8 protein-coding genes are annotated in these 6,000 nt (G+C 62.0%); all 8 read left to right on the forward strand.

Going from position 1 to position 6,000, the window contains the following annotated elements; all coding sequences use genetic code 11:
* Positions 1-165 precede the first annotated feature (165 nt).
* The gene (locus tag ACHWUQ_RS11545; RefSeq protein ID WP_312413735.1) at positions 166-585 is read left to right on the forward strand and encodes a CopD family protein; all 420 of its coding nucleotides are present in this window, start codon (positions 166-168) and stop codon (positions 583-585) included.
* A 60-nt stretch (positions 586-645) separates the two neighbouring features.
* The gene (locus tag ACHWUQ_RS11550; RefSeq protein ID WP_394681202.1) at positions 646-1,845 is read left to right on the forward strand and encodes a VanZ family protein; all 1,200 of its coding nucleotides are present in this window, start codon (positions 646-648) and stop codon (positions 1,843-1,845) included.
* 91 nt (positions 1,846-1,936) lie between these two features.
* Positions 1,937-2,290 carry a ferredoxin gene (locus tag ACHWUQ_RS11555; protein WP_239810308.1) on the forward strand — a complete coding sequence of 118 codons (354 nt, stop codon included), beginning with the start codon at positions 1,937-1,939 and terminating at the stop codon, positions 2,288-2,290.
* 109 nt (positions 2,291-2,399) lie between these two features.
* The gene (locus ACHWUQ_RS11560) at positions 2,400-3,041 is read left to right on the forward strand and encodes an alpha/beta hydrolase (protein ID WP_239810309.1); all 642 of its coding nucleotides are present in this window, start codon (positions 2,400-2,402) and stop codon (positions 3,039-3,041) included.
* 85 nt (positions 3,042-3,126) lie between these two features.
* Complete coding sequence (locus ACHWUQ_RS11565) at positions 3,127-4,299, forward strand: D-alanyl-D-alanine carboxypeptidase family protein (protein ID WP_394681203.1); 1,173 nt, start codon at positions 3,127-3,129, stop codon at positions 4,297-4,299.
* A 329-nt stretch (positions 4,300-4,628) separates the two neighbouring features.
* Positions 4,629-5,006, forward strand: a complete 378-nt coding sequence (gene rpsL / locus ACHWUQ_RS11570; RefSeq protein WP_012202325.1) for a 30S ribosomal protein S12 — start codon at positions 4,629-4,631, stop codon at positions 5,004-5,006.
* A 169-nt stretch (positions 5,007-5,175) separates the two neighbouring features.
* On the forward strand, positions 5,176-5,649 hold the full coding sequence (rpsG, locus tag ACHWUQ_RS11575) for a 30S ribosomal protein S7 (RefSeq protein WP_021026534.1): 474 nt from the start codon (positions 5,176-5,178) through the stop codon (positions 5,647-5,649).
* A gap of 157 nt (positions 5,650-5,806) precedes the next feature.
* Positions 5,807-6,000, forward strand: a 194-nt coding sequence (locus ACHWUQ_RS11580) for a GTP-binding protein (RefSeq protein ID WP_394681204.1), incomplete at its 3' end; no start/stop codon positions are given.

Consider the following 6,000-nt stretch of genomic DNA (forward strand, 5'->3'; position numbering starts at 1 on the left):
CACAGGGCAGCCCCGAGAGACTGCGCCGGGCATGGAGGTTTGCTACCCGGCGGGCCACTGCTTGCGCCAGATCAAGGCCGCGCCGGTGCGCCCGGTGGCCCCCGTTTTATAGCCGGGGTCCTGTGCTGGGCCATCGCCCGAGCCACTACACTGTGGCGCATGCTCATGCTGTGGATCAAAGCCTTTCATATCGTATTTGTGGCCAGCTGGTTTGCGGGCCTGTTTTACCTGCCCCGGATCTTCGTGAACCTGGCCATGGTGCCGGCCGACTCGCAGGCCGAGCGCGAGCGCCTGCTGCTGATGGCGCGCAAGCTGTTGCGCTTCATGACGATGATTGCCGTGCTGGCGCTGGGCCTGGGCCTGTGGCTGTGGCTGGGCTGGTGGCGCGGGGCCGGGGGCTGGCTGCATGCCAAGCTGTTCTTTGTGCTGCTGGTCGTCGGCTACCACCATGCCTGTGCGGTGCTGCTGCGCAAGATCGCCAATGGCACGGACCGGCATTCGCATGTCTGGTACCGCTGGTTCAACGAGGTGCCGGTCGTGGCCATGGTCATCATCGTGGTGCTGGTGGTGGTCAAACCCTTTTAATCCGCGCACACTTCGGTACCCCACCCCGCACTACGATCGGCGCACCCGGGCCCACGCACCATGCCTGATAGCAGTCCCGTCCCCTCCCACCCGCTGGCATCTTCCTCGTCCGGCGAACACCGCACCATTGCCTGGCCGCTGGTGCCGGTGTATGTGGCGCTGATCGTCTTTGCCAGCCTTTTCCCGTTTACGGGCTGGCGCACCCAGGGCATCTCGCCGGCAGAATTTTTGCTGGCCCGCATTCCGCCGCCGTACTGGACCTGGTTCGATGTCTGGATCAATGTGGCGGGCTATGCGCCGCTGGGCTTGCTGCTGAGCCTGGGCTGGTGGCGCCATGGCTGGTTCAGGACGGGCTGGTTCTGGGCCCTGTGCGTGGGCAGCCTGCTGTCGCTGTCGATGGAGTTCTTGCAGATTTTTCTGCCGCTTCGGGTCTCCAGCAACATGGACTGGCTGCTCAACAGCATCGGCACCTTGCTCGGGGCCCTGATGGTGCCCTTGCTGGCCTGGATGGGCATTCTGCGGCGCTGGCGCGATGTGCGGGCACGCTGGTTCGACGCTGATGCGCGTGGCGCGATCGTGCTGCTGATGCTGTGGCCTCTGGCGCTGCTGTTCCCGGCTGCGCAGCCCTTTGGCCTGGGGCAGGTATTTGACCGGCTGGAGATGTGGCTGGTCGACATGCTCGAGAACTCGGCCTTCGAGCACTGGATGCCCAACTTCATGCAGGCCACCGAGCCGCTGTCGCCCATCGGGCAGCTGATGGCCGTGCTGCTGGGCCTGCTGATTCCCTGTTGGCTGGCCTTCAGCGTGATGGGCAGCGTGACGCGTCGCATGATCATGGTGGCGCTGGTGGTGTTGGCCGGGATAGGCTTTTCGGCGCTGTCGTCGTCGCTGAGCTATGGGCCAGCCTATGCCTGGGACTGGCTGGACCAGACCACGCGCCTGGGCATAGCACTGGCGGTGTCGCTGGCGCTGCTGCAAGTGGGATTGCCCCGCCGCTATTGCGTGCTGCTGCTGCTGATGGGGCTGATGATCGATGTCAACCTGCTCAACCAGTCTCCGCCCAACCCCTACTATGCCGATGCCCTGCAGTCCTGGGAGCAGGGGCGCTTCATCCGCTTTTTTGGCCTGGGCCAGTGGCTCAGCTGGCTGTGGCCGTTTGCGGTGATCGCCTATGTGCTGCTGCGCCTGGGCCGGCTGCCTGCGGTGGTGGCAGCCCGCCGGCGCCAGCGGGTGACGGCCAGCCCGCCCGAGCAGCGCTAAACGCAGTAGCCCGTGGCGGTATTGCGGCCCGTGGGCGCTGCGCGGGCGCCAAGCTGCCACAATGGGGGATCGCATTCGAAGAGAGCTTGGCATGAGCGAGCAAAAACCTGGCAACGACGCCCCGTACTACCAGCACCACGTGTTCTTCTGCCTGAATGACCGCGTCAATGGCGAAGACAGCTGTGCCCACCATGGCGCCAAGGAGATGTTTGACCACTGCAAGGCCCGTGTCAAAGCGGAGGGCTTGAGTGGACCGGGCAAGGTGCGGGTCAACAAGGCAGGCTGTCTCGACCGCTGTGCCGGCGGCCCCATCATGGCGGTCTATCCCGAAGGCGTCTGGTACACCTATATCGACAATGACGATATCGACGAAATCGTCGAGTCGCATCTGAAGAATGGCAAGGTGGTCGAACGCCTGCTGACGCCGCCCGACGTGGGCCGCTGAGCGCCTGCCTGTTCTCCTTCGCCTTCACCACCACCGAATTTCCCGCCTAGATACAGGGCGCCGCTGGCGCTGCCGCCGGTGTGCGGCCCGCCATGGAGTTGACCGCAGCATGAACGCGCAAACCGAACGTTTCACCATCACCGGGCCTGCCGGCATTCTGGAAGTGGCCCGCGACCTCGCGGCCGGCGCTGACGGCGTGCAGCGCGGCACGGCCATCATTGCCCACCCCCATCCGCTCTTCGCCGGCACGATGGACAACAAGGTCGTGCAGACCTTGGCGCGCGCCTTTGTCGCCAGCGGCTGGACGGCGCTGCGCTTCAACTTTCGTGGTGTCGGCCAGTCGGCGGGCAGCTATGACGAGGGACGGGGCGAGCGCGATGATTTTCTGGCCGTGGTCGAGCAGTTGGCGCCCCAGGGCGCGCTGGCACTGGCGGGCTTCTCGTTCGGCTCTTTTGTGATGAGCCATGCGCTGACGGAACTTTGGTCCAGGCGCCAGATCGACAAGGCGGTGTTCGTCGGCACGGCGGCATCCCGCTTTACCGTGGCGACCTTGCCGCCTGAGGCGCATGAGCGCACCTTGGTGGTGCATGGCGAAGCCGATGACACGGTACCGCTGTCGGCGGTGATGGACTGGGCCCGGCCTCAGATACTACCGGTTACGGTTGTGCCCGGAGGCGGGCATTTTTTCCACGGACAATTGCCGCTTCTCAAAGGCCTGGTCACGCGCCACCTGCTCGCCCCCGCACTGTGACGGTGGTGTAGTATTGCTATTGTTTTTGATAGTCTGCAGCCTGCCATACTGCGCTGCAGGCACCTGTTTCTAAGAGTTGTACGACATGAAATCGAGCTTGATGCCCACCCTGCGTAACTGGGCTGCAGCAGCGCTGCTGGCGCCCACCCTGGCCTTTGCACAACTGGCTGCGCCCCAGCCGCCCGAGATCGCGGCGCGCAACTACCTGTTGTTCGACGTGACCACCGGCCAGATCCTGGCTTCCAAGGATGTGGATGCGCCGGTCGAGCAGGCGTCGCTGACCAAGCTGATGACGGGTTACGTGGTGTTCGATGCGCTGCGCAACAAGAAGATCAGCCTGGAGCAGACCATGCCGGTGAGCGAGCGCGCCTGGAAGATGCCCGGCTCGCGCATGTTTATCGATCCCAAGATGCAGGTGAAGGTGGACGACCTGCTGCACGGCATGATCGTGCAGTCCGGCAACGATGCGACGATGGCCCTGGCCGAAGCGGTGGGTGGCACCGCCGAGAATTTTGTGCGCCTGATGAACGAGCAGGCCAAGGCGTTGGGCATGACCAACACGGCCTACAAGAACCCCGAAGGGCTGACCGAGCCCGGCCACACGACGACGGCCAAGGACCTGAGCATTCTGGCCAGCCGCCTGATCAAGGACTTCCCCGAGTACATGCACTACTACGCGACCAAGCAGTGGTACTACCCCGGCACACCCAAGTCCAACGGCACCAATCGTAATACTTTGTTGTTCCGTGACCCGACGGTCGATGGCCTGAAGACCGGCCACACCAATGCTGCCGGCTACTGCCTGGTGTCCACGGCCAAGCGCCAGGTGCCCAATGCCGGCGAGCGCCGCCTGATCTCCATCCTGCTCGGTGCCGCCAGCGACAAGGACCGTGCCAACGAAAGCCAGAAGCTGTTGAACTGGGGCTATACCGCTTTCGATACCGTCAAGCTGTTTGACGGCGGCCAGGCCGTGGCCACCCCCAAGGCCTGGAAGGGCGCGCAGGACACCGTCAAGATCGGTAGCGTCACTCCCATCGTCGTGAATGTGCCAGCGGGCACGGGCGGCAAGCTCGAGACCCAGGTGGTGAGCCAGGAGCCGCTGATTGCCCCTTTCACCAAGGGCCAGAAGCTGGGTACCCTGAAGGTGATGGCTGGCGGTCAGCAAGTGGCCGAGGTGCCGCTGGTGGCGCTCGATGATGTGGCAGAAGCCGACATCTTCGGCCGCGCCTGGGACGCCATCCGTCTGTGGATCAAGTAAAGCGGTGCTGATGCCGAGGCTTTAACGCCTGGCAGAGGTCCATTCCTCCCCCTGCAAAGCGTGCCCCTGGCACGCTTTGTGGTTTCCAGGCTTGTAAAAATGAGAGCAGCTCGGGTAGATGGGCCGGCCTTTTGTGCCGGAAAGTAGCGAGATGCAGGCCGCTGTGCGGCGGGCTTGCGCGTAAACCATTTGCTCAATTTGGAGTCAGGTGGTACATTAGAGGGCTTTTCGGAATTTCCGAAGGGGCTGCCGTCTTTGCCTTTGGGGCAAGGGGCTGGCAGCGAATCACGATAAGTTCACGGTAATTTCACGTTTAGGGACGTTTATTAATGCCAACCATTAACCAACTCGTGCGTCAGGGCCGCACGGTAGAAGTTGTTAAATCCAAGAGCCCTGCTATGGAAAACTGCCCCCAGCGCCGCGGCGTGTGCACCCGTGTGTACACCACGACGCCTAAGAAGCCTAACTCGGCTTTGCGTAAGGTGGCCAAGGTTCGTCTGACCAACGGTTTCGAAGTCATTTCGTACATCGGCGGTGAAGGCCACAACCTGCAAGAGCACAGCGTTGTGCTGGTGCGCGGTGGCCGTGTGAAGGACTTGCCAGGTGTGCGTTACCACATCGTGCGCGGTTCGCTTGACCTGCAAGGCGTCAAGGACCGTAAGCAGTCCCGTTCGAAGTACGGTGCCAAGAAGCCTAAGGCCAAGTAAGCCCTGGTTTTTTGAACGAATACAAAGGTGCTGTGTCCCGCGTGGCGCGAGATCCAGCGTAGTGACCCCAAGCGCAAGTGTTTTGTGTGGGTCGAGTAAGTGGGAGTCCTTGATTGGCTCTCGCGGTGTCTGAAAAGATGCCAACTGAAGCAAAGATAGAGGTAAAGAAATGCCACGTCGTCGCGAAGTCCCCAAACGTGAAATTCTGCCGGATCCAAAGTTCGGCAATGTAGAGCTGTCCAAATTCATGAACGTGATCATGGAAGGCGGCAAGAAGGCAGTTGCTGAGCGCATCATTTACGGCGCTCTGGAACTGATCGAGAAGAAGCACCCTGACAAAGACCCGCTGGAAGCTTTCGTTGTTGCCATCAACAACGTCAAGCCTATGGTCGAAGTGAAGTCCCGCCGTGTTGGCGGTGCCAACTACCAGGTGCCAGTTGAAGTGCGTCCTGTCCGTCGTCTGGCTCTGTCCATGCGCTGGATCAAGGAAGCTGCTCGCAAGCGCGGTGAAAAGTCCATGGCCCAACGCCTGGCCAACGAACTGCTGGAAGCTACGGAAGGCCGTGGCGGCGCGATGAAGCGCCGTGACGAAGTGCACCGTATGGCCGAAGCCAACAAGGCATTCAGCCACTTCCGCTTCTAAGCTGCGCGAGATCTGTCTCGATATTGCAAAGGCCGCATGCAACAATTTTTGCCTGCGGCCTTGCTCGGATTGAGACTGCCCTCACATCGAAGGCTGATGCCTGCGCAATCCGCCAGTCCGCATCGCCCCACACTTACTGATCAACAAAGGATCAACCATGGCTCGCAAGACCCCCATCGAGCGCTACCGCAATATCGGTATTTCTGCGCACATCGACGCAGGTAAAACCACCACGACCGAACGTATCCTGTTTTACACCGGCGTGACCCACAAGCTGGGCGAAGTGCACGACGGCGCTGCTACCACCGACTGGATGGAGCAAGAGCAAGAGCGCGGCATCACCATCACTTC

It is taken from the genome of uncultured Comamonas sp. (genome assembly GCF_964277875.1).
Classification (GTDB): domain Bacteria; phylum Pseudomonadota; class Gammaproteobacteria; order Burkholderiales; family Burkholderiaceae_C; genus Comamonas; species Comamonas sediminis.

Bases quoted from the DNA above. Each gene is read 5' to 3' on its own strand.
- ACHWUQ_RS11550 (WP_394681202.1), top strand. From the start codon at position 646: ATGCCTGATAGCAGTCCCGTCCCCTCCCACCCGCTGGCATCTTCCTCG.
- ACHWUQ_RS11545 (WP_312413735.1), top strand. From the start codon at position 166: ATGCTGTGGATCAAAGCCTTTCATATCGTATTTGTGGCCAGCTGGTTT.
- ACHWUQ_RS11565 (WP_394681203.1), top strand. From the start codon at position 3,127: ATGAAATCGAGCTTGATGCCCACCCTGCGTAACTGGGCTGCAGCAGCG.
- ACHWUQ_RS11555 (WP_239810308.1), top strand. From the start codon at position 1,937: ATGAGCGAGCAAAAACCTGGCAACGACGCCCCGTACTACCAGCACCAC.
- rpsG (WP_021026534.1), top strand. From the start codon at position 5,176: ATGCCACGTCGTCGCGAAGTCCCCAAACGTGAAATTCTGCCGGATCCA.
- ACHWUQ_RS11560 (WP_239810309.1), top strand. From the start codon at position 2,400: ATGAACGCGCAAACCGAACGTTTCACCATCACCGGGCCTGCCGGCATT.
- rpsL (WP_012202325.1), top strand. From the start codon at position 4,629: ATGCCAACCATTAACCAACTCGTGCGTCAGGGCCGCACGGTAGAAGTT.